This is a genomic window from Deltaproteobacteria bacterium (assembly GCA_020845895.1).
Classification (GTDB): Bacteria; Lernaellota; Lernaellaia; order JACKCT01; family JACKCT01; genus JADLEX01.
The window spans coordinates 1-23,601 of sequence record JADLEX010000059.1 but is presented as its reverse complement, the minus strand read 5'-3'; the positions used below and the strand labels follow the sequence as shown (position 1 = coordinate 23,601).

Annotated in this window: 22 protein-coding genes; 11 read left to right on the top strand and 11 right to left on the bottom strand. The window is 67.1% G+C overall.

Translation table 11 applies throughout. The features are described 5' to 3' along the window. Nucleotide 1: 1 nt before the first annotated feature. The 3 genes from IT350_08475 to IT350_08465 are packed head-to-tail and all read right to left on the bottom strand — an operon-like array spanning nucleotide 2 to nucleotide 4,459. Nucleotides 2–1,177, bottom strand: coding sequence for a DUF1624 domain-containing protein (locus IT350_08475; protein MCC6158076.1), 1,176 nt, complete (start codon nucleotides 1,175–1,177; stop codon nucleotides 2–4). Then, the gene (locus IT350_08470) at nucleotides 1,177–3,762 is read right to left on the bottom strand and encodes an ABC transporter permease (protein ID MCC6158075.1); all 2,586 of its coding nucleotides are present in this window, start codon (nucleotides 3,760–3,762) and stop codon (nucleotides 1,177–1,179) included. Before IT350_08470 ends, IT350_08475 begins: the two co-directional genes overlap by 1 nt. Then, a complete protein-coding gene (locus IT350_08465; GenBank protein MCC6158074.1) occupies nucleotides 3,743–4,459 on the bottom strand; it encodes an ABC transporter ATP-binding protein in 717 nt (238 codons plus the stop codon). Before IT350_08465 ends, IT350_08470 begins: the two co-directional genes overlap by 20 nt. Nucleotides 4,460–4,652: 193 nt before the next feature. On the opposite strand from IT350_08465, the gene IT350_08460 reads away from it, so the two are divergent. Next, complete coding sequence (locus tag IT350_08460) at nucleotides 4,653–5,186, top strand: FHA domain-containing protein (GenBank protein ID MCC6158073.1); 534 nt, start codon at nucleotides 4,653–4,655, stop codon at nucleotides 5,184–5,186. Further along, nucleotides 5,183–5,593, top strand: a complete 411-nt coding sequence (locus tag IT350_08455) for an FHA domain-containing protein (GenBank protein MCC6158072.1) — start codon at nucleotides 5,183–5,185, stop codon at nucleotides 5,591–5,593. The genes IT350_08460 and IT350_08455 overlap by 4 nt, the downstream gene beginning before the upstream one ends. A 74-nt stretch (nucleotides 5,594–5,667) precedes the next feature. On the opposite strand, the gene IT350_08450 is transcribed toward IT350_08455, so the two are convergent. From IT350_08450 to IT350_08420, 7 genes are read right to left on the bottom strand one after another with little or no spacing between them, the layout of a single operon-like run. Beyond that, the gene (locus IT350_08450) at nucleotides 5,668–6,669 is read right to left on the bottom strand and encodes a glycosyltransferase family 2 protein (GenBank protein ID MCC6158071.1); all 1,002 of its coding nucleotides are present in this window, start codon (nucleotides 6,667–6,669) and stop codon (nucleotides 5,668–5,670) included. Between the two features lie 17 nt (nucleotides 6,670–6,686). Beyond that, nucleotides 6,687–7,820, bottom strand: a complete 1,134-nt coding sequence (locus IT350_08445; protein MCC6158070.1) for a glycosyltransferase — start codon at nucleotides 7,818–7,820, stop codon at nucleotides 6,687–6,689. Then, entirely contained in the window at nucleotides 7,820–8,938 is a 1,119-nt protein-coding gene (locus IT350_08440; protein ID MCC6158069.1) for a DegT/DnrJ/EryC1/StrS family aminotransferase, read from the bottom strand. Before IT350_08440 ends, IT350_08445 begins: the two co-directional genes overlap by 1 nt. Continuing rightward, nucleotides 8,935–9,195, bottom strand: a complete 261-nt coding sequence (locus IT350_08435; protein ID MCC6158068.1) for a hypothetical protein — start codon at nucleotides 9,193–9,195, stop codon at nucleotides 8,935–8,937. Before IT350_08435 ends, IT350_08440 begins: the two co-directional genes overlap by 4 nt. Further along, nucleotides 9,192–10,028, bottom strand: a complete 837-nt coding sequence (locus IT350_08430) for a glucose-1-phosphate thymidylyltransferase (protein MCC6158067.1) — start codon at nucleotides 10,026–10,028, stop codon at nucleotides 9,192–9,194. Before IT350_08430 ends, IT350_08435 begins: the two co-directional genes overlap by 4 nt. Nucleotides 10,029–10,035: 7 nt before the next feature. Beyond that, nucleotides 10,036–11,406, bottom strand: a complete 1,371-nt coding sequence (locus IT350_08425; protein ID MCC6158066.1) for an aminotransferase class III-fold pyridoxal phosphate-dependent enzyme — start codon at nucleotides 11,404–11,406, stop codon at nucleotides 10,036–10,038. Between the two features lie 13 nt (nucleotides 11,407–11,419). Then, nucleotides 11,420–12,181 (bottom strand): hypothetical protein, encoded by a 762-nt coding sequence (locus IT350_08420; GenBank protein MCC6158065.1) that lies wholly within the window; start codon nucleotides 12,179–12,181, stop codon nucleotides 11,420–11,422. A gap of 276 nt (nucleotides 12,182–12,457) precedes the next feature. Between IT350_08420 and IT350_08415 the strand changes: the two genes are divergently transcribed. From IT350_08415 to IT350_08405, 3 genes are read left to right on the top strand one after another with little or no spacing between them, the layout of a single operon-like run. Further along, a complete protein-coding gene (locus IT350_08415) occupies nucleotides 12,458–13,528 on the top strand; it encodes a Gfo/Idh/MocA family oxidoreductase (GenBank protein ID MCC6158064.1) in 1,071 nt (356 codons plus the stop codon). Further along, nucleotides 13,525–13,800, top strand: coding sequence for a hypothetical protein (locus tag IT350_08410; GenBank protein ID MCC6158063.1), 276 nt, complete (start codon nucleotides 13,525–13,527; stop codon nucleotides 13,798–13,800). Before IT350_08415 ends, IT350_08410 begins: the two co-directional genes overlap by 4 nt. A 6-nt stretch (nucleotides 13,801–13,806) precedes the next feature. Further along, nucleotides 13,807–14,835: a hypothetical protein gene (locus IT350_08405; protein ID MCC6158062.1), complete on the top strand. Its 1,029-nt coding sequence runs from the start codon at nucleotides 13,807–13,809 to the stop codon at nucleotides 14,833–14,835. Between the two features lie 105 nt (nucleotides 14,836–14,940). Here the strand turns inward: IT350_08405 and IT350_08400 are convergent, their stop codons facing one another. Continuing rightward, a complete protein-coding gene (locus IT350_08400; protein MCC6158061.1) occupies nucleotides 14,941–17,097 on the bottom strand; it encodes a PKD domain-containing protein in 2,157 nt (718 codons plus the stop codon). Nucleotides 17,098–17,164: 67 nt separating this feature from the next. On the opposite strand from IT350_08400, the gene IT350_08395 reads away from it, so the two are divergent. From IT350_08395 to IT350_08370, 6 genes are all read left to right on the top strand, one after another. Further along, a complete protein-coding gene (locus tag IT350_08395; protein ID MCC6158060.1) occupies nucleotides 17,165–18,439 on the top strand; it encodes a glycosyltransferase in 1,275 nt (424 codons plus the stop codon). Continuing rightward, the gene (locus tag IT350_08390) at nucleotides 18,432–19,349 is read left to right on the top strand and encodes a glycosyltransferase family 2 protein (protein MCC6158059.1); all 918 of its coding nucleotides are present in this window, start codon (nucleotides 18,432–18,434) and stop codon (nucleotides 19,347–19,349) included. Before IT350_08395 ends, IT350_08390 begins: the two co-directional genes overlap by 8 nt. Next, nucleotides 19,346–20,662 (top strand): FAD-dependent oxidoreductase, encoded by a 1,317-nt coding sequence (locus tag IT350_08385; GenBank protein ID MCC6158058.1) that lies wholly within the window; start codon nucleotides 19,346–19,348, stop codon nucleotides 20,660–20,662. The genes IT350_08390 and IT350_08385 overlap by 4 nt, the downstream gene beginning before the upstream one ends. 26 nt (nucleotides 20,663–20,688) lie before the next feature. After that, on the top strand, nucleotides 20,689–22,032 hold the full coding sequence (locus tag IT350_08380) for a glycosyltransferase family 39 protein (protein MCC6158057.1): 1,344 nt from the start codon (nucleotides 20,689–20,691) through the stop codon (nucleotides 22,030–22,032). A 185-nt stretch (nucleotides 22,033–22,217) separates the two neighbouring features. Continuing rightward, a complete protein-coding gene (locus IT350_08375) occupies nucleotides 22,218–23,246 on the top strand; it encodes an NAD(P)-dependent glycerol-3-phosphate dehydrogenase (protein ID MCC6158056.1) in 1,029 nt (342 codons plus the stop codon). Nucleotides 23,247–23,343: 97 nt separating this feature from the next. Then, on the top strand, nucleotides 23,344–23,601 hold a 258-nt coding region (locus IT350_08370), incomplete at its 3' end, for a cobalamin-dependent protein (GenBank protein ID MCC6158055.1).

Below are 23,601 nucleotides of genomic sequence, written 5' to 3'. Positions count from 1 at the left end.
CTCAGACGTCCGCGCGAACGAACCGCGTTTGCAGACGGCGGCGCAGGGTGGGGAACGCGAGGGCGAAGGCCATCGCCGCGGGTGCGCCGGCGAGCGACATCAGCGCCTTGGCCCCGTTGATCCAGGCCAGTGCCGCGATGACTCCGAACACGCCCAGCGCGACGAGTGCGTTTCGCAAGAATGCCGGGGACGACGTGCGCCGATCGCGCCACGCCACGAGCTGCGGCAGCAGCGCGCACGTGAACGCGGTTTCCAGCAATGCCCGCGCCCCGTAATCGATTCGCCCCTGAAAGACGATGAGCAGCACCGCCAGCACCAACGCGTGGAAGATGAGGAAGAGCAGCGACTCACGCCCGACGAGTTCCACGAAACGCAGGAACCGCCCCGGTGCGGCCGGGTAGATGCGCGGCGTCCACATGAGGAGCATTCCCGAAAGCCCCGTGGCCGTGAGCGCGAACTTGGGATCGACGCGGAACATGACCTCGAACTCGGACTCTGGGATGACGCCGTCCATGAATGCCCCGGCGACGGCGAGGCCGGCGAGGATCGTCAGGACCACAGCGCGACCCGCACGTCCCGTGATTCGGTGGAGCACGATGCCGAGCGGGAAAAACGCGCACCAGGGGAAAAACGAGAAGTGGCCGAAGGCCCAGCGTTGCAACGGCGACAGCGCGGCGAAGCCCTCGGCGGTCGGCGAAAACGAAACGCGGAACGCGAGAAATACGCCGAGGATCGCGAGGCCGAATGCCGCCATGATCCATGTCGGGACGCGAAAACGCACGAGGAGAAACGCGAGCGCCGTGCCCATCGCGACGCACTGGAAGATGTCGGGTACGCCGTTTTTCGCCGAGCCGATCATCAGGCTGTAGGTGTAGCCGCCGACGAAGAGCAGGGCGGCCGAGGCGAGGTAGAAGCGTGTCGCGTCGAAATCCGCGCGTCGGGCGCCGCGCTCGTGGAACGTGAGCGCGTTGATGCCCGACGCCATGTAGAAGATCGGCACGACAAGCTGCGCGAAGTAGATGAAATATCGCGCGCCGAGAGCGTACGGCGGCATCGCGCCGTGAAACACCACGTCGATCAACATCGCGTGCGCGGCCATCATGAACAGGCAGCACACGCCCTTGAGGAAGTCGATGTAGAGGGATCGCTCGGCGGTGGACGACATCACTCTTGCCATCACTCGTACTTGAGGGCCTCGTGCAGCACGAGCCCGGCGGCCTTGCGCGCGGGCAGCACGCCCGACGCCACGGCGATCACGATCGACGCGATGAAAGCGATGACGATGGTCGTCGTCGAGTAGTGCATCGGCATCGCCCAACCCGCCATCACATAGTTGAGGCGGGTGAGCTGAACCCAGCCGAGCGCGAACCCGCACGCCGTCGCCACGCACGCCCCCGCGAGGCCGAGCAGCCCCGCCTGCACCAGAAACACCGCCGACACCTGCGCGCGCGTCGCGCCCAGCGAGCGAAGCACGCCGATCTCTCGCGTGCGGTCGATGACGTTGGCGAGCAGGTTGTTGACGATGCCGATGAGCGCGATGGCGAGCGTGATGACTTCGAGCGCCAGCGCGAGCAGGAAGAGATGATCGACGGTTTCGAGCAGCGAACCGCGGAACTCGCGGTTGGTCAGCACGAAGAGGTTGAACTGCGCGCCGAACGTCCGGTCGATCGATCGGCGGGCTTCCCGCGGGTCGAAGCCGCTCTGGAGATAGATCTGGAACGTGTCCACGAGCGGATCGGCGAAGGCGTCGAGAAAGAGCGGGCGATTGATCATCGCGACGCCGCCTTCGGTGGTGTAGTCCATGACGATGCCGAGGATCTTGAAGCCACGCCGTCCCTTCGGCGTCATCAGTTCGAAGGTGTCGCCGACGCCGAGTTCCGAGTCGGAAATGAGCAGGTTCTGCGTGACGAGGATGCCCTCGTTGGCCAGAAAAGCCGGCAATGCGATCTCGGGATCGCCCTTCACGAAGCGGAAACGTTTGGGATTGAAGCGCGTCGCGAAATCGAGCGAGAGGATCGACATGCGCGCATTGTTGTGCGTGGTCAGGAGCAGGCGCATCGGCACGACCTCGGTCACGCCCGGCAGGGAGCGCAGCGTGTTCGCCATCGAGGGGTCCATCGGCACGCTGGTGCGCGACGCGTAGCGCGACGACGACGTGACGAGCAGGTCGGCCTTGAGCACGTCGTCGATCCAACCGCGCACCTCGGCCTTGGTCGAGTTCATGAACAGGTAGATCTGCGCCATCACGGCGAGCGCGACCATGAACGCCGACACGGTCATCGCGCTGCGGCCCAGATCGCGCAGCACGTTCTCGGCCGCGAGGCGCACGAGCGGCGTCTTGAAATCGCGCGAGATGCGCACCGTGGCGCGCAGCAGAATCCATAGCGCCGGCGGCGTCGTCGTGATGCCGAGGATGAGCAGCAGGATCATCGACGCGCGAATGCCGTCGAGGCTGCTCCCCCACGCGGGGTGCACGAGAATCGCCGTGACCGAGAGGGCCGCGACCGCCATCGCGACAGACCATCGCCCGAGTGCCGAACCCTTGCCGCCCGCGAGCCCCGGACCGAAGCGGACGACCTCGAGCGGCGGCACGCGCGCGGCGCGAAACGCCGGCCACGATGCGCCGATCAGGCTGACGCCGAGCCCCAGCAGGCAGCCGCGCACGATCATGTCCGTGGTGAACGTGGCGTGATCCATGTTCGTGGGGACGAACAGGCCGCTGACCTTGTTCATGAAATTGAGGACGGCCTCGCGGCCCGCGAAATACCCCGCCGCGACGCCGAGCGCCGAGCCGACGGAGCCCAGGGCGAGCGCCTCGATCGCGAACAGGAACCAGATCTTGAGACGCGTCACGCCCACCATGCGCAAAATGCCGATCTCGCGCATGCGCTGATAGATCGTGGTCGTGATGGTGTTGAAGATGATGAAGCCGCCCATGGCGAGCACGACCAGCGCCATCACCGTGAGACCCATGCGGAACGTGCGCGTCATCGACTCGACGCCCTCGTTGCGTTGCTCGGGGCGCTGCACGTCGTATCGCCCGCCGAGGAACTTCTCGGTCGCGGCTTTCACGGCGGCCACGTCGGCGTCTTTTTCGAGCAGCAGGTCGATCGAGTCGAATTTCGCGCCGCGCCCGAAATACTGCTGCGCGGCGTACACGTCCATCAGCGCGAAGTTGCCGCCGAAGGTCGAGGCCGCACCCTGTTCCTCCAGCAATCCGCGCACGCGAAAGGGCTTGCGCCCGCTCGACGTGAGCAGCTCGATCGTGTCGTCGATCTTGATGTCGTGGCGTTTCGCGTACGCGCGGTTGAGCAGCAGCGAGTCGAGGCTGTTGAGGAACTCCAGCGGATCGCTGATCTCCACATCGTTCTCGCCGACCATCCTGTAGTCGCGCGCCGCCTTGTCGTTGAGCGTGTCCACCGCGAGCACCAGCACGCTTTCGTCGCCGTAGCGCGTGACCGCCTGGATCGTCGGCAACGCCGTGCGCAGGCCGGGCACGGGCAGCCGGCCCTGCTCGTCCTGTTCCGTGAGTTGGCGGTAAACATCTTCGTCCACGCCGAGCTCGCCGCCCGTGATCTGGAGCTGCACGCGGCCCGACACCGTGTCGATCATCGACGAAAACGAGTCGGACATGGTGTCGAGGATGATGCGAACGGAGATGAACGCCGCGACGCCGAGAGAGATGCCGAGGATCGTCAGCGCGGTGCGAAACGGGTGCTCGAACAGGCGGCGGAGCGTGATGTTACGAAGGAGATGGCGCATCCGTTCCGATCGGCGTCGGCGTGTTGTCCTCGATCGACTGCACCTTGCCGTCCACGATGCGCATGATGCGGTCGGCGTAACCCCAGCTTCGCGGGTCGTGCGTCACGAGCAACACGGCCTTGTTGAAATCCGTCGCGAGCGCGCGGACCATTTCCATGACCGCCGTGCCCGACTTGGAGTCGAGGTTGCCCGTCGGCTCGTCGGCGAGGATCAGTACGGGATCGAACGCCAGCGCGCGTGCGATGGCGACACGCTGCTGCTCGCCGCCCGACAGCTCGTCGGGGCGATGCACCATGCGTTTGCCGAGGCCCACGCGCCCCAAAATCTCGGCGGCGCGCTCGTAGGCGGTCTTGCGCGCGCGGCCGTCGAGCAGCAGGGGCAGGGCGACGTTTTCCTGCGCCGTCATCGTCGGCAGCAGGTTGAAGAATTGGAAGATGAATCCGATCTTCGTGCGCCGCATGCGTGTGCGGTCGGCGTCGTTCAGGGAGAGCATCGACTGGCCGCTGATGAGCAGTTCGCCGGACGTGGGCTCGTCGAGTCCGCCGATCAGATTGAGCAGCGTCGATTTCCCCGATCCCGAAGGCCCGGTCACGGCGAGCAACTCGCCCGTGTTCAGGACGAAGCTGATGCCGTCGACGGCGTGCACGGGAATCTTGCCCTGATAATAGGTCTTGCGGATGTCACGGACTTCGAGCATGGCGGCCCCTGAAAAAAACGTGCTCTACCTTGCGTCGGACGCAACGGGAAATCAAGCAACCCCGGTCTGCGGAACGATGCCAAAACGCGCCGGTGTTCGCCGAGGTGCGGACCGGCGGCGAATTCTTGAACCGCGCGCTCCCGTGTGTTAGGAAGAGGCCGGATTTCCCCATGCGGATACGGGTGCACGTGTCATGATTCGGCTGGTCATTCGCGACGTCGAAGGCGGCGAGGCCTCGTTCCCGGTCACGGGCGAGCTCGTCATCGGGCGCAGCCGCGAATGCCAGATCCGGTTCGAGGACCCGTCCGTCTCGCGCCGCCACGCCCGTGTCTTTCTCGATTACGGCGAAGCGGTGATCGAGGATCTCGGCTCGCCCAACGGCACCCTCGTCAATCGCCAGCGCGTGGCGAGTCCGTTGCGCCTCAAAACCGGCGACGCCATTCAGATCGGCACCGAGAAAATCCGGGTGATCGAGACGAGCCCGCTCGAGGATTTCGCCGCGTCCACCGAGGTGCACATGCGCGCGCCGGATGCGAAGCCCATCGAGGCGTCGGACCAGGAGCGCAAGACCGCGTGGGACGACACGCTGCCGTTTGACCGAAAGATGGAAGCCGCCGCTCCGACACCTTCCGCGAGTGCGGTTCCGGGCGGAAATCTGAAATGGGTCGTCATCGGCGGCGCGGCGCTGTTGCTTGTCGTCATCGCCTGGCTGGTGTTCACGCAATGACCGGCGACGAAATCGACAAAACGGTCATCACGGACATTACGGACGCGCACAAGGAACAGGACGTCGTGCGAAAGGCGGCGCGGGCGCACGAAAAACCCGCGCCGTTCCTGATCGTGATGAACGGCGAGGAGAAGGGCAAGAAGTTCCTGATCGTCACCAAGGAAACGAAGATCGGCCGCGCCAGCCGCTGCCATCTCCAGATCAAGGACCGCCTCGTGTCGTCGGAGCACGCGGTCATCACCTCGGATGATGAGGGGCTGCTCATCGAGGATCTGAAGTCGACGAACGGCACGATCGTGAATAACCAACCCGCGACGCGCTGCTACCTGAAAAACGGCGACGTCATCCGCCTCGGCAAGATCGAACTGCGCGTCACGATTCCGCCGGGCGCGAGGACGGCGCTGTAGTTGAAGCCCTCACCCCCGTCCCCTCTCTCGTCATGACGGGAGAGGGGTGCCGAGCGAAGCGAGCCGGGTTAGGGTCACCCCTTCGCAAAGCCTTGAATGCGCCCGTAGCCGATGGCGAGGCGGCGAATGTAGAGCAGCACCGGCGTCGCCAGGGCGAGCGCGACATCCCCACGACGCACCCCTTTAGTCCACCCCAGCCGCGTCATCGCATCCTCGGTGAGCAGATAGGCCGGCACCGCGAAAAACGGCACGAGCCACGCGACGTGCCACACGATCGCGAGCGCGAGATAGAGCGGCCACAGCGCCATGCCCGCGTATTTGGCGAGGTAGAGCGCCTTCTTCGACGCACCCGCCATGCCGTGCCAGCGCTCGCGGTAGAGCGCCGAGTTGACCCCGCCGCGATACGAGCGCTTCCACCAGGCGCGAAGGTTGTCGGGGTCCTTGTGGTAAAGGTTCGAGCGCGCGCCGATGGTGGTCTTCAGCCCCGTTTTCTGCATGCGAAAAACGAGATCGAGATCGGAGCCGATGCGGCAGCCGAGGTCATACCCGCCGACGGAATCGAACGCCGCGCGGTGGAACGCCCACGCGCCGGTGCCGCGCCGTCCCTGCTCGACGAGGTCGCAAATCGCCTCGAACTGGTCATTTTGCATGCGCACGAGCGCGTTGCCTTTGTCGCTCCACACGCGGCGGCCCAGGTTGATCGCGCCCGCGACGCCCGGCAGATGCAGGTATCGGATGATCTTCTCGATGTAGTCCGCGTCGTAATATCCGTCGGACTCGCCGAAGATGACGATCTCGCCGCGTGTTGCCGCCGCGCCGGTGTTGCGCGCCGCGGCCACGCCGCCGTTTTTGTCGCGGCGCACGTACTTCACGCCGGGAAACCGCGCGACGACTTCGGCGGTGTTGTCGGTGGAGGCGTCGTCGGCCACGACGATCTCGATGTTCGGATAGGTCTGCGCGAGCAGCGACTCGATCGAGCGCGGCAGCGTCGCGGCGCAATTGTACGACGCGAGCACCACGCTCACGAGGCCGCGAAAAGGGTTCGGCGTCACATCGGGACCGGGAATTACCGGCATCGGAAGTTGCATCGCATTCAACCCGCGAGTTCGTGGTAGATGTTTTCCAGCACCTCGACCTGCCGCCCGATCTCCCACACGCGCTCCACAAGCCGGCGGCCCTCGGCGCCGATGCGCGCGCGAAGCAGCGGATCGACCGCGAGGCGTTCGAGTGCGTCGGCGAGGCGCGCGTCGTCGCGCTCGGGAACGAGCAAACCGTTCACGCCGTCGTCGATCACCTCGGGGATGCCCGCGTGAAACGTGGCGACGAAGGGCAGGGCGGTGCCCATCGCCTCTTTCAGCACCATCGAGATCTCGTCCTTGCCGCCGTAGCGGTCCGTCACCGACGGCAGCGAGAACACATCCGCCGCGGCGAACTCGGCGGGCAGTTCGGCGAAGGGCACGCGCCCGGCGAAATCCACGCGATCCGCGACGCCCAGTTCGCGCGCGAGCGCGACGAGGGAATCCATCAGCGGGCCGTCGCCGACGACGCGCAGCCGCACCGGCAGCCCTTTGGCGACGAGGCGCGCGTGCGCTCGGATCAGCACGTCGATGCCCTTTTTCTCGACGAGGCGCGCGATCGTCAGAATCGTCACCGTCTCGCGCACGGGCCGGTCGATCGGCGAAAAGTCGTGCAGGTCGATGCCGAGCCGATAGATGCGGATCTTCGATGCGGGGCATCCGATCGCGACGAGGTCCTTTTTCATGTCCTCGGAAAGCGCGAGAAAAAGATCGCCCTCGGCGAACAGGCGCGCGTAGCGCCCGCGCCATCGCGGCGTCGCGGGGACCTCGAAGACGTCCTGCCCGTAAAAACTCGTGACGAGGGGAATCCCCAGCGCGCGGCGCGTGGCGAGCAAGAAGTAGCCGCTGGGCGCGAAGTGCGCGTGAATGAGTCGCGCACCGAACCGCCGGCACTCGCCGGTATAAAACGGGAACGCGTGACGCACCCGCCGCGACACAGCGTTCACCGCGCGGGTCGCCGCGCCCAGCGTTTCGATCGCGCGGGGCGACACGCCGGGGAAGTGCGCGTCCCCGCGCACGCGCTCGCACAAAAACAGAGGCTCGACCGTGCGATGCCGCGTCACGATGTCGTAGATGAACGTCTCCGTCGCCCGCAGATACGTGTCGCGCACGTGCGCGACGCGCAGCCTTGCGTGACCGTCGCCCGGCATCAGTTCCCCGACCCGAAGTACGATCGCACCGCGCGCGCGACGCGCTCCACCTCGCCGTCCGTCATCTCGGGGAAGAGCGGAATCGACACGACGCGCCCTGCGAGGCGCTCCGAGACGGGGAAGTCGCCGCGCGAGTATCCGAGATCGCGAAACGCGGGCTGCAGGTGGATCGGGATCGGGTAATGGATCTGCGTGCCGATGCCGCGTGCGCCGAGATGCGCGATGAACGCGTCGCGGTCTTCGACGGCGACGACGAACAGATGGTACACGCAGTTGCCGCCGGGCGGGCAGCCGGGGCGCTCGAGCGGCAGCCCCGCGAACGCGGCTTTGTAGATTTTCGCGATGGCGCGTCGGCGCTCGGTCCATGCGGCGAGGTGCGTGAGCTTGACGCGCAGGATCGCCGCCTGCACCTCGTCGAGGCGGCTGTTGATGCCGATGGCCGACGCCTCGTAGCGCGTCTTCTGCCCATAGTGACGCAGCAGCTTGACGCGCTCGATCACCGCCGCGTCGCGAGACGCCACAAGCCCCCCGTCTCCGTACGCGCCGAGGTTCTTGGTGGGGTAGAAACTGAACGCGCCGGCGTCGCCGAGCGTGCCGGCCATCGCGTCGAAATACGTGCCGCCGTGCGCCTGCGCACAGTCCTCGACGATCTTCACGCCGCGCGCGCGGGCCGTCTCCAGAATCGCGTTCATGAACGGCGCGCGACCGTACAGATGCACCGGCACCGCGGCCGCGGTGTTCGCGGTGATCGCATTTTCGAAGGCGCAGGGATCGAGATTCCACGTTTTTGTTTCCACATCCGCGAGACGCAGTCGGAACCCGCCGTCCACGATCGCCATCGCGGTGGGAATCGCCGTGTTCGCAGCGGTGATGACCTCCGCGCCGCGCGGCACGTCGAGCGCTTCGAGGGCGAGGCGGATCGCGTCGGTGCCGTTGCCGACTCCGGCACAGTGGGCGTCGGCCAAAAACGCGCCGAACTCGCGCTCGAACGCCGCGAGCTGCTCGCCGAGGATGTACCAGCCGGACTCCAGCGCGCCGCGCACCGCCGCGTCGATTTCTTCGCGGATCGACTCGTACTGCCGTTTCGCGTCGAAAACGGGAATCGGCGCTTCGGTCATGACACGTCCTCCACGATCGCCACGGCGACGGCGCGTCCGTCCTCGTGCGTGATGGTCAGATGCGCGCGAAGGTTCTCGGGAAAATCCGCCGCGACGGGTGCGCCGCCGGCGAGAAATGAGACCGAGGGCAACTCGGCGTCATCGGGCTCGCGCCCCATCGCCTTGGCCAGCGCGCGTCGTGCGGCGTGCGTTCCCGCCTCCTGTTCGCCGCCTTCGATGCGCACCATCTCGATACCGACGCCGACGATGCGGCTCACGAGCGCTGACCGCGACGAATCGCGAGCGCCTCGCTGGTCGACGCGACCACGGTGCCGTCGGCGTAGTAGCCGCTCGGGACGTTGACGCACGGGTACACGCCGGACTTCTTGCCCATCAGCGTTCCCGGCGACGTGACCGAGTTGCACCCGGTCTCGGTGTGATCGCCCAGAATCGCACCGATCTTGCGCAGCCCGGTGTCGAGCTTTTCGACGCCGGAGCGCACCGTGACGTTGCCGCCGACCATCTTGAGGTTGGCGCACTTGGTGCCCGCGCCGAGGTTGACGTTGTTGCCCAGGATCGAATCGCCGATGTACGCGAAGTGCCCCGCCTTGGCGTCGTCGAGGAGAATCGCGGACTTGACCTCGGTCGTGTGGCCGACCACGCACCGGTCGCCGACGAGCACGTCGCCGCGGATGTACGCACCTTGGCGCACCTCGGTGTGCGCGCCGATCACGCACGGCCCCTTGATGAGCGCGCCGGGCTCGACCACCGTGCCGGGCCCAATGAGGACGCGGTCGTCGAACAGAAACGCGCCGGGCATGACGACCGCCGCGTCCTTGTGCGCCTTGCCGTCCACCTCGACGACGAGCTGGTTCTTCTTGCCCGTGACAGCGAGCGACACCGCGCCGTCGAGCACGAGCACGCCGTCCAATATGACCAGCGGCTCGGTCACGAGCCCCGTTACCCCTTGCAGCGGCCAGTCTTTTTCGAACAGACCCGCGAGGTACTCGGGCAGGCGCCGCAGCGCCTCCCACACGTTTTCGCCGTCGTGAAAGAGCGCGCGGTGCGCGAACGAATCGAGATCGAAAAACAGCGATGCGGCAAGCGTCATGCGGCGCTCACAGGGTAAAGGCCGCGCCTTGCATGGCCTTTAGCGCGTCTTCGCAGTGGTTGAGCGTTTCCTGGATATCCGCGGCGGTGTGCGCCGTGGAGAGGAACCAGTTGTGATGCGGGTGGAAGAAGCTCCCGCGCCGCGTGACCTCCGCCGCGAAGCGCTGGATCTTCAGCAGATTCGCGTCGTCTTCCAGCACCAGATAGGGAATCGACGCCGGGCCGGTGAGGTGCATCGGGTAGCCGTATTTGTCGCCGAGTTCGCGTAGGCCCGCGCCCAGCAACTCGCCCATCGCCATCATCGTCTCGACGCCCTTTTCCTTTTCGAGGATGTCGAGCGTGGCCAGCGACGCCGCCTGGCACATCGCGCCGTTCCAGTACGAGCCGGTGAGAAACACGCGCGCCGCCGCCGCCTTGTACTCCTCGCGGCCCACCGCCGCGGACAGCGGGTAGCCGTTGGCGATCGCCTTGCAGTAGCACGCGATGTCGGGCGTAAAGCCGAAGTAGTCGTGCGAGCCTTTGATCGACAGACGCCATCCCGCGCGCACGTCGTCCAGGATCAGCAGCGAGCCGTTGCGGTTGCACAGCGATTGCACCGCCTGCCAGAACCCCGGCGCGGGCATCTCGCTTTGGGCGAAGGCCGGGTGATGGTAGGGCGTCATGATGACGGCCGCGATGTCGTCGCCGTATTTGCGGAACAGCTCCTCGAGCTGGTCGGCGCGGTTCCACTGGTAATAGAGCATCTGCGCGCGGTCCTCGGCGATCACGCCGCCGTGGCCCGGGGTGCACCACGCGTCCTTGCCGTGGTAGGTGCCCTTGACCATGACGATCTTGCGCCGTCCGGTGTGCTCGCGGGCCACCTGCACGGCCCACGTCGTCTGGTCCGAGCCGTTCTTCGCGAAGACCGCCCAGTCGGCCATGTCGATCAGGCCCGTGAGCCGTTCCGCGAGACGCACCATCAGTTCGCTGGGGTGGTTGAAGCAGTCGCCGTTCGCGATCTCACGCATCGCCGCCGCGTTCACCCGTTCGTTCGCGTAACCCACCACCATCGGGCCGTACGCGCACATGTAGTCGATGAACGAGTTGCCGTCGGCGTCCTCGTAGCGGCAACCCTCGCCGCGCACCGCGTAATACGGAAACGCGCCGGGGATCATGAGCACGGGGCTCACGTGGCCGTAGATGCCCTGCGGGATCACCTTCACCGCGCGGTCGAAGAGCGCGAGCGTCTTGTCGAACTCGTACAACGCGGCTTTCTTCCCCGCTCGCGCGGCGGCCTGGCCGCTCGAACCCTTCGCGGTCGTGGGGACGGGTTTGGATTTCGCGCCGTTGCGCGCGGCGGAGGACTTGTTCGAAGCGGTGGGAGTGCGTGCGGCGCTCATGTCGAGTCCTCCTTCAGTTCAGGTAGATCGCAAGCCGGTCCAGCGCGGAGCCGATCTTGTCGACGAGCGGGATGAACCCGCGGATGGTGGCTCGGCGCGCGCCGACGAGGGCCATGACGTCCAGCTTGCCCGAGAGCATGCCGTACGCGGTGTCGTAGTCGGGCAGCTCGATCGAAACGGACGGCTCAGCGCTGCGCCCCTTGGCCGGGTAGAGCTTGCCGCCCTTGACGGTCACGTGCGCGGCGGGGCCGTTCGCGATGCGGAACTCCACCACGCCGTCGCGGATGCCCGACACGAAGTGACGCACGTGGTGGTCGTACCCGGCGATCGGCGCAAGACCGTACATCGCCGTGTAGAGCAGGCACTTGGTGTGGAACTCGAACGCCGAGCGGTCGGCGAGCGTCGCATCCGCGGGTTTGAGGTAGTGCTCGAGGCGCTTCGTCAGCTCCGTGAAGCCTTTGAGCAGCCCCACGTTCCACACGCCCATCCAGGGCACGGGAATCGCGACTCCCTTGCCCGTGAACATGTTGTTGAGCTGCCCCGGCGTTGCGAACCACAGGGCGACCGACGGCATGGAGGTCGATCCGTCGGCCCAGCGCGCGCGGCCGCCGCCGAATTCCAGATGCGCGCCGATACCGCCGGGACACGAGAACTGGATCGTCGCGCGCCAGTCCTTCACGATGTCCTTCGCGGCGGCGTCGAAGTCGACCAGTTCCTCGATGTTCTGGAGCACCGCCGACACGTGCAGCCTCGCCAGAACCTCCTGATCCAACATCACGGCCTCCTGTGGGATGGTCCCCGCGTTCGCGGACGAGTCCCCGCGTTGCGAGGGCCACAAGCATATCGAAACGGTTTGGGCGCGACAAGCAAAACGCGGCGACCCTCACCCCGTCCCTCGCGTTCGCTCGAGGCACCCCTTTCCCGCCGGGCGGGAGAGGGGCAAGGGTGAGGGCCGCCCGTCCCCGGCTTTTTGCGGCATCTCCGCTACCCAAGCCCCGTGCGATTGGCTAATGTGCGCGCGAACACGATACGGCAATCGAGGAGCTTCACGGTGGGCGAGCAGATCCGGGTGGGCATCATCGGCGGCGGACGCATCGCCGACATGCACGCGCCGGGTTATCTGGACCGCGCCGACGCGAAGATCCTCGCCGTGTGCGACGTGTCGGCCGAGACCGCTGAGCGCCGCGCGAAGGAGTGGGGCGCGACGCGGATCTACCTCGATTACCGCGACGTGCTGGCCGATCCCGAGATCGACGCGGTCGAGATCCTCACGCCGCACCACCTGCACCGGCGGATGGTGTGCGACGCGGCCGCCGCGCGAAAGCACGTGTCGGTGCAAAAACCGATGGCGCTCACGATCCCCGAATGCGACGAGATGATCAGCGCGTGCTTCTACGCCGGGGTGCAGCTCAAGGTCTTCGAAAACTTCGTCTTCTACCCGCCCTTCGTCATGGCGAAGCGCCTGATTCAGGAGGGCGAGATCGGCGATGTGCTGACGCTGCGGCTGAAACTCGGCACGCTCACCGGCGGCTGGCACGTGCCGCTCAATACGTGGATCTGGCGGCTGAATCCCGACGAGTGTGGGCCGGGCCCCGCGATCTTCGACGACGGCTACCACAAGTTTTCGATGGCGGTGGACCTGTTCGGCGAGATCGCCGAAGTGAAGGCGTGGATCGACCGCACCGCCGCCGTGATCGACTCGCCGGCGATGATCGCCCTTCGTTTTCGCCAAAGCCCCGTGCTGGGGTACTTCGAGGCGGCGTTTTCGCCCAACGCGCGCATGCGCGGCAACTACTACAGCGCCGACGAACGCATGGAAATCACCGGCACGCGCGGGACCATCGTCATGACGCGCTGCTCGGGGCGGCTGCTCGACCTGCCGCCGCTGCTGCTCGTCAAGGACGGTCGCACCGTGGGCTTTGAGGACCTGCGTCACGACTGGATGGACAGTTTTCGCGATTCGACGCACCACTTCATCGACGCCCTGCGAAACTTCCGCGAGGCGAAGCTCTCGGGCAAGACGGCGCGGCACGTGATGCAGGCGGCGCTGGCGGCTTACGTATCGTCGAAGTCCGGCGCGTCGGTCGATCCCGCGACGGTGACGGGAAAGGAGCCGATGTGAACACCCGGCGCGCGATGTGGAAGGCGCGGATGGCGCTCGCCGTGGGGCGATGGCTGATGCGGTTTCCCGATCCAACCATCGTGCGTCTGCTCGGCGTGACGGCGGCGTTCCTGCGTCTTGGGGGAGCGGGGCCGGTTGAGATTCGCTCAGTGAACGAGGTGAAGGCGATTTTCGTTGCGGGGAAACCGGGCACCACCATCGTGCGGCGCATGCTGCGCGACGGCGATCCCGTCCGCCTGCGCATGATCGTGCGCGGCGCGTTCTTGAAGTGAGCGGTCATGGCTGAAGAGGCGATCGGAGTCGTGTTGATCGGAGCGGGCCCGCACGCGCGCGTGTGGTGCGAGGCCTATCGCCCGCTCGCCGGCGTGCACCTCGTCGGCGTGTACGACGACGATCCGGACGCGGCGACGCGTCTCGCGCGGCAATTCCCCGAGCTCGCCGTGTTTCGCAGCCTGGGTGACGTGCTGGGCAACTCGGAGGTGTGGATCGCGGAGATCGACACTCCGGTGCTCGAGGCGTTGGACGTGGCGGAGAAATGCCTCGAATCGGGAATCTCCGTCGGCATTCGCGGCACCGCGCTGCATGACGCGACGGCGGTCGATGCGATGGTGGAGGCGAAACAGGCGAAGGTGGCGCTGCGCGTGTATTCGCCCGCCCACTACAGCCCGATCGTCACCGCCGCGCGCGAGCTGCTGAACGCGACGCGCATCGGCGACGTGCAAACGCTGCGGGTGCGTTCGGTGGCCGGGCGTCATGGCCGCGCCGACGAGCCGATCGTGACCGAGCCGCTGCCCGCCGCGCCGATCGCGTGCGGGCCGGAGTTCGAGGCGCTGCCGCTCGCCGCGCTGCTCGGTCCGGTGCGCGCCGTTCACGCGTGGACGACCGAGGCGGCGACGCTCGTGACGTGGCACAACGCCGGCGAGGCGGGCGCGCGGCGTTTCGGTGTGTACGAGGCGGTGCGTGCGCCGGGCATCGTGGTGCGCGGGCCGTTGGAGCCGGTGGCTGAGTCGTTCGAATTCGCGGGCACGGATGGCTACATCTTCGGCGGCGCGCTCACGGGGCGCGATGGCGATGGGCCCGCGCTCGCCACGTATATCGGCGATCGGTACGAGGTGCCGATCGCGCGCTTCGACGAAGACCCCACGACGGCGTATCGGGCCGCCGCGGCCGATCTCGTCCGCGCGGCGCGCTATCGTTCGAAGCCGGAATTCGCGGATCTCGAGGCGATTCGGATCGCGCGTTTTCGCGAGGCGATCCGCGAGTCGATCAGAACCGGGCAGGAAGCGTTGCTGACGGATTCCGATTAGCCGCAGCAAGCGCCGGTGCGCGGGCGGGAACCCTCACCCCGCCTCGCGTTGCTCGGCACCCCTCTCCCGTCTGACGGGAGAGGGGACGGGGGCGAGCGCCGCGCTCTAGCCGCAGCACGCACCATTGTCGTCGTCGTCGTCCCCGGCGATATCCGCGTCGTCGTCATCCGCATCGTCGTCGGTCATGTCGTCGTCTTCCGACGTGTCGTCATCCGGCGAGACGTCGTCGTCGGACGTGTCATCGTCGTCGTCGCCTTCACCGACCAGGATGAGCGCGGTTTTGAGTTTCGTGACCTCGCCGCCGGGGCCCGTCGCGGTGAGCGCCACGTCGTAAACGCCGGGCTCGGTGTAGGTGTGCTCGACGATGCCGTCCGTCGCGCCGTCGCCGTCGCCGAAATCCCACGCGACCGATTCAACGCACCCCGGTCGCCCGCCCATGCTCGGCGCGAACGCCACGGTGAGCGGCGCGGAACCCGTGATGGGCGAAGCGCCGAAGTCCGGCACCGGCGCGGGGCAGGCGCGTTCGTAGACGAGCGCGTCGAGGTCGAATCCGGCGTCGGGCGCATCCGCGACTCCGTCGCCGTCGTCGTCGATACGCACATAACGCACGTCGCTTCGCGGACCTCCGGCGAGGTCGAACGACGAGGTGCCGAATGCGGAGCCGATGGACGTCCACGGTCCGGTCCAACTCTCGGAGACGAAGACTTCGTAGCCCTCATCGGCCGCGCTCGCGCCCGCCTGCACGACGGTGAAGTCGGGGCCGTCGATGTCGTCGATCGGCAACGTCTCGCCCATATCGAAGACGATGAACCCGCCCTTGCCCAGGTGAAACGCCTCGCCGTCGGGCTCGCCGAGCGCCATGAAAGGGCGACTCGTATTGGCGTGGTCATCGCCGGGATCCGCCATCTTCGCGGCGGCGACCTTGTACGGCGTGCCGACGTATTCGAGGCGGGGTTCGAGCGCGAAATCGACGCGCACCGACTCGTCGTCGTCCTGCACGACGGTCTCGGGCAACGCGTCCAGGTAGCCGGGCGCGGCGGCCCACACGTCGGTCACGCCGGGGGCGAGCACGCGATGGTAATCGCCGAGTTCGGCGTCGGCATAGATCGGCCAGTGGGGGTGCGTGGTGCGAACGGTGGCGGCGATGGGCTCGCCGGTGACGGCGTCGGAGACGAATCCCCAAGCCCCGCGGGATGCGACACGCGTGTAGAAGACCATCGCGTCGAAATTCTCGTCCGCGATCGCATCGATCATGCCCTCGGGCGGCGGCTGGCCGTTCGCGATCTCGATGATGCCCGCGAGGGTGCCGTTCATGCCGTAATACGTTTCTTCGCTGCTGCCGTGGATTTGGAACCAGTCGTAGCCTTCGATGGCTTCCATGTCGGCGAGATCGGCGTAGCCCGACGCGAGGATCAGCAGCTCGTCGATGTCCTGCGCGTCGTGGACGCCGGAGGGCAGGGTGTCCCACAGGTAGTTGAAGAGCACCGCGCCCGAGTGGTAGCTGGCCGACGCGGTGAAGTTCATGCGCGCGGCAAGCTCGATCATCGCGCGGGTTTCGGGCTGCGTGGCATAGGTCGGTTTGCCGGTCCAGCCTTCTTCCCAGAAGATCGAGTGGTCTCGGTTGAGATCGACGTTTCCGCCGTTTCGCCGTTTGCCGTTCGCCACGCCGTCGGGGTTCACCATCGGCACGACGAAAATCTCGTGGTCGTCCACGAGCGCGGTGAGCGTGTCGTCTTCGCCGTAGCCCTCCAGAAGCCGTTGCACGAAGGCGAGCACCACCTCGGTGGCGATATTTTCGTTGCCGTGGATCGACGCGTCGAAGAGCACGCTGGGCTCGGGTTCGTCTTCGGCCGCGTTGTCCGACACCTTCACGAGCAGCAACGGCCGCCCGCCGACGCTCTCGCCGATCGTCTCGACGGTGACGAGATCGGGATACGACTCGGCCCACTGCGTCACGAGGGCGAGCGCCTCGTCGGGATCGTGGTAGTCGGCGCGCGGCGGCGCGGCGACGAGGGGGTTGTCGGAGACGATGTCGATGTCCATTGTCGCGAGGGCGCGGGCGTCGGCGTCGGTCAGGTGCAGAACGACGCGGTCGCCGATCCGGTTCACGACGCCGAAGCGCAAGCCATCGAGCCGCGCGAGATCGTCCGCGTCGATGAGGCGCACCGTGACCTCGCGGGTGCGTTCCTCGCATGCCCATGTCGAGGTTGCGGGAGCAAAGATCGCCGTCGCCGAGAGGACTCCCGCGACCAGCAAAACCACGAGCGCCGATGAACTCGATTCACGCATCGCACCATGCTACAGTCTAACGACAGGACTTCACAATTCCATGAACTCGTCGTTTTTCAGCGCGAAATCGCTCGCGGCCCTCGGGGTCTTTGCGTTCGTCTGCGCCCCGTGGACGCCGATTCTGTTTGGATGGCGGCTTGTCGCGCTCGCGAGCGGCGCGTGGCTCGTCGCCGTCACCGCGCGGCGCATTCTGCTCGCGTGGGCCGCGCTTCGGCGCGACGACACCCCGCGCTCTCATACGGACGGCGCCCGGCCGACGCTGCTCGCGCTCGTTCCGGCGCGCAACGAGGCGGGCGTGCTCGCCGAGTTCTTGGGCGACCTCGTCACGCTCGATTGGCCGGCACAACGCAGAAAGATCGTCGTCATCGACGACGGCTCCACCGACGCAACGGGCGCCATCGCGGCGTCTTTTGCGGATCGCGGCGTCGAGGTGCTGCGCCGCGAAGGCCACGCGGCTGGGCGCGGGAAACCGGCGGCACTCAACGCGGCTCTCGCCGCGATCGATTTCGGCGAGTGGGTTTACGTGGTCGATGCCGACGCCCGCATCGCGCCCGACGCCCCGGCGAGGCTGGTGGACGCGGCAACCCGCGTCGGCGCGGCGGCCGCGCAGGGGATGATGGCGGTTCGCAACGCCGATCGGTCCAGCGCGGCGGCGTTCGCGGCGATGGAGAGTCTCGTCCACCAAGATCTGACGCAGGTCGGCGCAATGCACACGGGCGCGTCGGTCATGCTGCTCGGCTCGAATTACGTGGTGCGACGGGATCGCCTCGAGCGGTTCGACGGATTTCGCGAGGACACGCGGCTGGAGGACGTGGATCTTTGCGTGACTCTACAGGCGCGCGGTGACGCAGTCGTCTTTGAGCCGGAGGCGCGCTCGTCCATTCTCGCCTGCGAGGACGCGGGCGACGGGCGGCGGCAGCACCGCGACTGGTCGAGCGCGTTTCGCGACATCGCGCGGCGGCGCTGGACGGAGATCTGGGTCGGCCCGCTGACGTTTTGGCGCAAGGTCGATCTCACGCTGCTCGCGACGGGTTACTTCGATCGCGCCGCGCTGGCGCTCTACGCGCTGTGTCTCGTTGCCGGGTGGCGCGCCGAAACGTTCGTCGCGCCGTGCGTTGTCCTGGAAGTGTATCTGCTCGTCGCCTTCGCCCAGCTCGTTCTCGCGTGGCGACGGCTGGCGGATTCGGGAGTTCGCCTGCCGATTCGCGACCTCGCGGCGTTGGTGCTCGGCGATCTCGTCGATCACGCGGCGGCGAATCTCGACCGGGCCGGTTCGACAGCGTGGCAACGCACGCGCCGGACGGGCGATGACTGAGCGCTCGGCCGCGGACTTGCGCCGCCTCGCGGCGACGGATTTTCTGCGCCTCGCGGCGACGGATTTTCGGCGCCTCGCGGCGCTCTTGGTCGCGTATGACGACCCCGCCGAGGTGCGCGCGTGCACGGCATCGCTGGCGGGCGTGCTTGACGCGAGATCCATCTTCGTCTTCGACAATTCGCCGACCAGCGACGGCGGCAACATCGGCTACTGCGCGGCGATGAATCGGCTGATCGCCACCGCGCGTGAGGCGGGCTTTGCGTACGGCCTCGCGATCAACCCCGATGCGCGCATCGACGCGGGTTCGCTGGGTGTTCTCGTCGCCGCGCTGGAACGCGATCCCCAAATCGCCATCGCGCACCCGAAGGTCTTTCGGCGGCATCAGGCGAGTGTGCTCGACGGCTCGTGGCTCGAACTGACGTGGCGGCATCTGGCGACGCGCTTCGCGGGGGAGGGCGCGCCCGACGGTGCGCGTTGGAGCGTTCCCCGCCGCGTGCTCGCCGGACACGGATGCTGTGCGCTCGTGCGTCTCGACGCCGTGTCGCGTGAGGGCGGTTACGACGAGGCGTTTTTCGCGTACCAGGACGAGGTCGATCTCGGTCTGCGCCTCGCCCGCGCGGGCCTGTCGGTATTGTATGAACCGCGCGCGGCGGCGACGCACGCGGGTCCGACATTCGATGCCCGGCGCGAAGCGCTCAAGGCATACTTTCTGGCGCGAAACAGCGTTTTGCTGTATCGCAAACACGCGCGCGGGTGGGACCGCGCGAAATTCTTTTTCTGGATGGTCATGGGCGGGATCTATCACGGGGCACGGGCGCTCGGAGGCGACACGCGTTCGCGGCGTATCTGCGAGGGCTGGCGCGACGGATTCGCGTCACGTCGCCGTTATCCGCAAGAGACCGCGCCGTGAGCGTGCGGCTTCGCTACGTGATCCTTGGCGGCGGTCTCGCCGGGCTGACGTGCGCGGACGAATTGCTGCGTCGGGGGCACGACGCGGTGTGCGTCGAGGCGCAGCGTGAGGTCGGCGGACTCGCGCGCAACCTGGTGGTGCAGGACCACATCTTCGACATCGGCGGCCACCGGTTTCATTCGGACAACCCCGAGATCATCGCGTGGATCCAGGATCTGCTCGGCGACGAACTCCTCACGGTCGAGCGGCGCAGTCGCATCCTGCTCGCGGGGCGCTTCGCCGATTATCCGCTACGGCCCGTCAACGCGTTTTTCGGCATGGGTCCGAAAAAGAGCTTCGAGGTATTGGCGGGGTATCTGCGCGTAGCGGCGTCGTCGCGCGGCGAGACCGACAACTTCGAGGATTGGGTGGTGAGCCGTTTCGGCCGCGCGCTCTACGACATCTATTTCGGCCCGTACACGCGAAAGGTGTGGGGAATCGACCCGCGCCGTATCAGCGCGACGTGGGCCGCGCAGCGCATCCAGCTTCTCTCGCTCGCGCAGGCGGTGCGCAAGGCCATGTTCCCCGCGCCGGGCGGCCCGCGCACGCTCGTGTCGAGTTTTTTCTATCCGCGCAACGGCATCGGCCGCATCGCGATTCGGATCGCGAAACGCAGCGAGTCGCGCGGCGGGCGCATCGTCACGGGGCAGGCGGTGCGCGGCGTTGCGCGCGACGGGGACGGCTTTCGAGTCGAACTCGCGAGCGGGGAAACGCTTCGCGGTGACCGGGTCGTCAGCACGATTCCCATCGGCCTCGCGGCGAATATGCTGGGGATCGACGTTTCGGCGGGCGCTCTGGAATACCGCAGCCTGCGTTGCGTGCAGGTGCTGCTGCGCCGGCCGCGCGTCACATCGGACACGTGGATCTACACCCCCGACTCCGACATCATCTTCGCGCGCATTCACGAGCCAAAGAACTGGTCGCCGCATCTCGTGCCCGGCGACGGAACGAGCCTGTGCCTCGAGGTCTTCTGCACCGAAGGCGACGAGTTGTGGAACATGGACGGCGAGGAGTTGCATCGGCGATGCGTGAACGATCTCGCGCGCCTCGGCTTCATCGACGCGGGCGAGGTGACGCACGCCGCCGACCTGCGCGTGCGCGACGCCTACCCCGTGTTCCTCGTCGGTTTCGAGCACAAGCTCGCGGCGGTCACGGCCGCCATCCGCGACTCGGGCGTGGAACTGGTGGGACGCACCGGCGCGTTCACGTATAAGAACATGGATCAGGTCATCGAGGATTCGCTGGATCTCGTGCGCCGCCTGACGGAGGCATGACGTGCGCCGCCTGACGGAGGTATGACGTGGGCCGTCTGCTGGGAACGGGCCACCCCGCGCGCTGGATCGTGCTCGTCTCGGGCGCGCTGGCGCTCGCGCACTGGTTCGGCCTGCTGGTCGCGGCGCGCACACTCGAATCGCAGTCGCTGTCGCTCCGCGCGATCGTGCTGGCGTCGGCGCTGTCGTTCGCGTGGCTGTGCGCTGGGCTGATCTTCACCGATCGGCCCGATCGCGGGCGCGCCCTGCTGACGCGCGCCCTCGATCACCCGCGCGCCCCGGCATTTGTCTTCGCGGGGCTCGCGGCAATGTGGATCGTCGTCGCACTCGTCATGATTCCGTGGAACGACGAACGCTCGAACATCGATGCCGCGCGCTACCTCGCCCAACATGGAATCGCGGCGTATTTGCGTGACCTCGCGACGGTGAACGACTGGCTGGGACCGCATCATCCGCCGTTTCTGCCGCTCGTGTACGGCGCCATCTTCGGTGCGTTCGGATTTCACTTGGCGGCGGGGCGCGTCTTCGCCGTCGCGTGTTCGCTCGCGACGGCCATCGTCGTGTATCGGTGGATCTCGGCGCGGCACGGGCGGCGGCTCGCGCTCACGACGCTCGCGCTCATGCCCTCGTTGCCTGTCGCCCTGTTCTCAGGCACGGCGGGAATTCTCGACGCGCCATTCTGGCTGCTGTTCACGCTGGCGCTCGTCGCGTTCGACCGCTTTTTGCAGACCGGCTCGCGGCGCGACGCGGTTGTCGTCGCGGTGTGGACGGCGGTCGCGTGCATGGCGCGCTACAACGCGGTGCTGCTGCCGCCGGTCTATCTCGCCATCGTCGCTATCGTTCCAGTGTATCGACCGTTTGCGCGTCGCGCGGCGACGTGGATCGTCGTTTTCACCCCCGCGCTGCTGGTGCTGCCGTGGATCGCCTACTCCGCGGCGACCGGCACGCTGGCGGTTCAGGCGACGCGCATTGCGTCGTTTGCCCTCACGGCGTTCGTTCCCGACGGCGGGGCGTTCTACCTTCGGCAATACATGCTGCCGCTCGTGCCGTTCATGGTCGGATTCTTTAACCTGCCACTTTGGGTGAACGGAGCGATTCGCTCGTGGCGCGATCCGAGCGGCGCTCTCGGTCGCCTCCCCGTGGTCGCGGTGTGCGCCTACGCGGCGCTGCTCGCGTTCACGCTGCCCAATCCCCGGTATCTGCTCGCCATCGGGGCGCTGCTCGCGTTCGTCGCGGCGCGCGAGGTGCTCGACATCGAGGAACGCGAGGGGCGCGGCCTGCACGCGCTCGTCTATGTGCTCGGCTGGGCGGCGCTGCACGTCGCGGTGGTGCTCCAGCAGACGTCGGCCGGGTTCGTGTACCTGTTTTACTGACCGTGGAGCGCGCGGCGCGTGTCCGGAAGCCCTCACCCCGCCTCGCGTTGCTCAGCACCCCTCTCCCGATTGACGGGAGAGGGGATAGGGGTGAGGGCTTCATGCGGCGCGCGTTGCAAATTCGGCCACCGGGGTCGAAAATGAGATCCTTCATCCGTATTTGACGAATCGATCGGAGCGGCGGGATGACGCGCACGGCGATCTTGGGGGCGGGGGCGTTCGGCACGGCGCTGGCGGCGTACACGGCGGCGCTCGGGCACGACGTTCGCGTGTGGGCGTTCGAGAAGGACCTGCCCGCCGCCGTCGCCGAGTCCGGCGTCAACGAGACGTTTCTGCCCGGCGTCAAACTGCCCGCCTCCATCCGCTGGACGAACGACATGGCGGACGCGCTCACGGAGGCGGAACTCGTCAGCCTGATGTGCCCGTCGGCGTTCGTGCGGCGCGTGGCGACCCAGGCATGCGAGCTTCTCCCCGAAAACGCGCTCATCGTGTCCGCGGCAAAGGGCATCGAGCACGAGTCGCTCTGCCTCATGAGCCAGGTGCTGACCGAGGTGCTGCCGGCTCACGTTCACCGGTTGTGTTTCATGTCGGGGCCGAGTTTCGCGCGCGAGATCGCGCAGGGCCTGCCCGCGGATGTGGCGATGGCGGCGCACGACATCGCCGTGGCGCGGCGGGTTCAGCAGCTTCTGCATTCGCCGCGTTTTCGCGTTTACACGAGCGCCGACGTCATCGGCGTGGAACTGGGCGGCGCGCTCAAGAACGTCATCGCCGTGGGGTGCGGCGCGGCCGACGGGCTGGGTTTCGGCGATTCGGCGCGGGCTTCGCTCATGACGCGCGGCCTCGCCGAGATCACGCGCCTGGGCGTGGCGATGGGCGCGAACCCGTTGACGTTTTTGGGCTTGGCGGGGGTCGGTGACCTGATCCTCACGTGCACCGGCGACCTGTCGCGCAACCGGCAGCTCGGCAAACGCCTTGCCAAGGGCGAAAAGCCGGAGGAGATCGTCGCGTCGCAAAAGGCGGTGGCCGAGGGCTACGTGACGGCAAAGCCGGTCTACCAGCTTTCGCGCAAGCTCGGCGTGGACATGCCGATCACCGAGGCGGTCTATCGCGTGTGTTACGAGGGCGTGCACCTGCTCATGGCGGCGATGGGCCTGATGAACCGCGAGAGCAAGGACGAGCTGGCGGGCATATTCTTCGCGGCCCCCGGCGTGTGAATCCGCGCGCCGTCTCGTGAGCCGTCTCGCTTTCCGCCGTGATTTCGGCGTGTTATTCTTCTTCAACCACATGCGGTGAAGACCGCGGCGAGGATCGATGAAGGTCCTATTGGTCAATCCCCCCGTTGCCGACCGCGAACGCGGCCACCCCGTGGTGGCACGCCTGTTCTACAACTCCATGCCACTGGGCATCGGGTATCTGGCGGCGGTCGCGGAGCAGGGCGGTCACCGGGCCGAAATCATCGACGCGGCGGTCGAGCAGCTTTCCTCGGGGCAGCTCCTGCGCCGCGTTGCCGAGTTCGACCCCGACATCATCGGCGTCACGGGCCTGACGACGAGTTTCGCGTCCACGCAG